The organism is Cellulosimicrobium cellulans (genome assembly GCF_042723955.1).
Classification (GTDB): domain Bacteria; phylum Actinomycetota; class Actinomycetes; order Actinomycetales; family Cellulomonadaceae; genus Cellulosimicrobium; species Cellulosimicrobium cellulans_H.
Genome location: NZ_JBHXIC010000097.1, coordinates 1 through 3338 on the forward strand (window position 1 = coordinate 1; position 3338 = coordinate 3338).

The 3338-nt window shown below is 74.2% G+C and carries 2 protein-coding genes, 1 tRNA gene and 1 other RNA gene; 3 read left to right on the forward strand and 1 reads right to left on the reverse strand.

Going from position 1 to position 3338, the window contains the following annotated elements; all coding sequences use genetic code 11:
• Positions 1–200: 200 nt before the first annotated feature.
• Positions 201–286, reverse strand: a tRNA-Ser gene (locus ACFWH7_RS18460).
• Between the two features lie 132 nt (positions 287–418).
• On the opposite strand from ACFWH7_RS18460, the gene ffs reads away from it, so the two are divergent.
• From ffs to ACFWH7_RS18475, 3 genes are all read left to right on the forward strand, one after another.
• Positions 419–515: signal recognition particle sRNA small type (gene ffs / locus ACFWH7_RS18465), an RNA gene on the forward strand.
• Positions 516–583: 68 nt separating this feature from the next.
• Positions 584–1876 carry an ion channel protein gene (locus ACFWH7_RS18470; RefSeq protein ID WP_378218699.1) on the forward strand — a complete coding sequence of 431 codons (1293 nt, stop codon included), beginning with the start codon at positions 584–586 and terminating at the stop codon, positions 1874–1876.
• A gap of 475 nt (positions 1877–2351) precedes the next feature.
• Positions 2352–3257, forward strand: coding sequence for a MetQ/NlpA family ABC transporter substrate-binding protein (locus ACFWH7_RS18475; protein ID WP_378218701.1), 906 nt, complete (start codon positions 2352–2354; stop codon positions 3255–3257).
• Positions 3258–3338: the final 81 nt, after the last annotated feature.

The window sequence follows — 3338 nt, forward strand, 5'->3', positions numbered from 1 at the left end:
GGCCGTCCGGGCCCACACCCCGTGGGGGGGGGGGTCGCGGGGGGCGCCCCGGCGGGCCCCCCGCCCGGGCGGGGCGCCCGGGGGGGAGGGCGCGCGGCCCGTCCCACTCGTGCGACGGGCCTTTTCGGTGCCCGCGTCCCAAGGCGTGCGCCGGGCGACGACGAAGGGCCCGCCGCGAGTGCGGCGGGCCCTTCGGTCTGCGGAGGATGGGGGATTCGAACCCCCGAGGGCTGTTAACCCAACACGCTTTCCAAGCGTGCGCCATAGGCCACTAGGCGAATCCTCCTGGTGCGACGGCCGGACGCGCACGAACGCACCGACAGCAGCGCAACGAGGATACCGGACCGTGGCGCCGGGGCCGAATCGCCTCCTGTCGAGCCGGGTTTCGGATGGGGCGCCGACCTGGGCTAGGGTGGGCGCAGACCCCTCGTGCGGCATCATCTCGCCGAACTCCCCCAGGGCCGGAAGGCAGCAAGGGTAGGTGAGCTCTGGTGGGTGTGCGGGGGGTCCTTCACGTCTCCGGCTGGTTCCGGCGCCCACGGGTCGGGGTGCAGCACCGGCCCCGGCGTGGTTCGCTGCCCATGTGACCGGGGAGCCGCAGGGCCCGATGTCGACGGGCCGCCTGGTGCGCCTCGTCGTCCCGGCGCTCCTGGTCGGCGTGCTGTGCGCCCTCACGCTCCTCGCGCTGTCGGAGCTCGCGGCCTGGATCCAGGACCTCGTGTGGGACCGCCTTCCCGCGGCGTGGGGCCTCGCGACGACCGAGACCTGGTGGACGGTCCTCGTGCTCACGGTCACGGGCCTGCTGGTCGGCGCGACGATCCGGTGGGCGCCGGGGCACGCGGGCGTCGACCCGGCCACGACGGACCTCGTGACCGCCCCGCTCCCGTTGCGGGCGCTGCCCGGCCTCGCGGTCACGCTCGTGCTCGGCCTCGCAGGCGGTGTCAGCCTCGGCCCGGAGAACCCGATCATCGCGATCAACGTCGCCCTCACGGCCTGGATCCTGTGCCGCCCGCGCCTGGGCGTCCCGGTGCAGGGCGCCGTCGGGCTGGCGATGGCCGCCACGATCGGCGCGATGTTCGCGACGCCGGTCGCCGCGGCGCTCGTCCTGACGGAGACGCTCGCGGAGCGCGGCGACGGCGCCGGCCCCTTGTTCGACCGGCTCTTCGCCCCGCTCGTGGCCGCCGGGGCCGGGGCCGTGACGATGCTCGCGTTCGATGCCCCGACCTTCGCGATCGACCTCCCGGACCACCCCGGGCTGCACGTCGGGGACGCGCTGAGCGCCGCCGCGGTGGCCATGGTCGCCGCGCTGCTCGCGTTCCTCGCCGTCCTCGCCCTGCCCTGGGTCCACCGCGCGTTCCACGGCCTGCGGCACCCCGTCCTCGCGCTCGGCGCCGGCGGCCTCGTGCTCGGGCTCCTCGGGGTGCTCGGTGGCCCGCTGACGCTGTTCAAGGGCCTGACCGAGATGAAGGAGCTGTCCGAGGAGGCCGACACGCTCGCCTGGTCGGCGATCCTCGTCCTCGCCCTCGTGAAGCTGGTCGCGCTCGTCGTCGCCGCGGGCGCGGGCTTCCGCGGGGGACGCATCTTCCCCACAGTCTTCATCGGGGTCGCGATCGGGCTCGCCGCGACGTCCCTGGTGCCGGCGGTGCCCGCGGCGGTCGCGGTGTCGGCGGCCGTCCTCGGGGCGGTGCTCGTCGTGAGCCGCGACGGGTGGCTCGCGCTCTTCATGGCCGCCGTGACCGTTGGCGACGTCCGGCTCATCCCGGTGCTCTGCGTCGCGCTCCTGCCGGTCTGGCTGGTCGCCCGCGTGATGCCGCCGATGCGCGTGGACCCGCCCACCGAGGGCGGCCCCGAGTTCGCCGCCCTGGCCCGCGCGTGAGCACGGTGTGGCGCAGATCTCTCCGTCCAGCCGCTCACCGGGCTGGTGGGCGATGCAGGATGTCCGCTCTGCCCTGATCCTGGGCGTCCAGTTCCCGGCATGCGATCATTTCCACGTCCACATCGTGGACGATCCCGCTCGGGAATTGGCGCGCGGGACGCGACCGTGCCCATGATGTCGGCATGACCCGGAACCACGTCGCCACCACGACCCCGCGCGCAGCGTCCTGCGCCGGCGCGTCGTGCTGTCGTGGCGTGCGCACCGGGCGAATGTGCGGCTGCTGACGCCGTCGTGACCCGCAGGGAGACCTGCGCCGCACCTGCCGCGTCGTCCTGACGACGCCGCCCCTGCTCGCCGCGTGGCTGATGGCCCGCCGGAAGCAACCCCGAACCCCACCCTCGCAGGGCTGACCCTGCACCCCGGCCGCGCCGGTCGCCACCCGTGACCGACGCCGTCGCCACCGGAAGGAACCCCCATGTCGTTCTCGACCACCCGCAAGCGTCTGACCTGGACCGCGATCGCCGCGACTGCGGCCCTCACCCTCACCGCCTGCGGCGGCGGCGACGACACCGCGGGCGGTGCCGCGAGCGGCGACGCGGCGGACGCGATCCGCGTCGGCGTCGTCGGCGCGTCCGACGACAAGTGGGCCGTGTTCCAGGAGCAGGCCGAGGCCGAGGGCATCGAGATCGAGCTCGTCGACCTCCAGGACTACACGCAGGCGAACCCGGCCCTGTCCCAGGGCGAGCTCGACGTGAACCAGTTCCAGCACCTCCAGTTCCTCGCGGGCTACAACGTGGACGCGGGTGACGACCTCCAGCCGATCGGCGCGACCGCCGTCTACCCGCTCGGCCTGTACTCGTCCAAGCACACGTCGCTCGAGGAGATCCCCGACGGCGGCCAGGTCGCCGTGCCGAACGACCCGACCAACCTCGCCCGTGCGCTCCTCGTGCTCCAGGAGGCCGGCCTGGTCGAGCTGAAGGACGGCGGGAGCTCCATCTCCACCGAGGCCGACGTGCTGCCCAGCTCCAAGGTGACGGTCACGCCGGTCGACGCCGCGCAGACCCCGATCCAGCTCCAGTCCGTCGACGCGTCGATCATCAACAACGACTTCGTCGAGGACGCGGGCCTCAAGCCCGAGGACGCGCTCTTCCAGGACGACCCCGACTCCGACGCCGCCAAGCCCTACATCAACGTGTGGGTCGCGCGGGCAGAGGACAAGGACGACGAGACGCTGCTCAAGCTCGCCGAGATCTCCCACTCGCCGGAGGTCGTCGAGGCCGAGAAGAAGGCCTCGGGCGGCACCGCCGTCATCAAGGAGAACTCGCCCGCCGAGCTCCGGGAGATCCTCGCCGGCATCGAGGACGACGTCCGCAGCTCCTGATCCCGTCCCCGCGAGGGCGGCCGCGCCCCGCGCGGCCCCCCCCCCCCGCCCGCCGCCCCCCGGGGGGCGCCAGGCGGTGGC

Bases quoted from the DNA above. Each gene is read 5' to 3' on its own strand.
- ACFWH7_RS18475 (WP_378218701.1), top strand. From the start codon at position 2,352: ATGTCGTTCTCGACCACCCGCAAGCGTCTGACCTGGACCGCGATCGCC.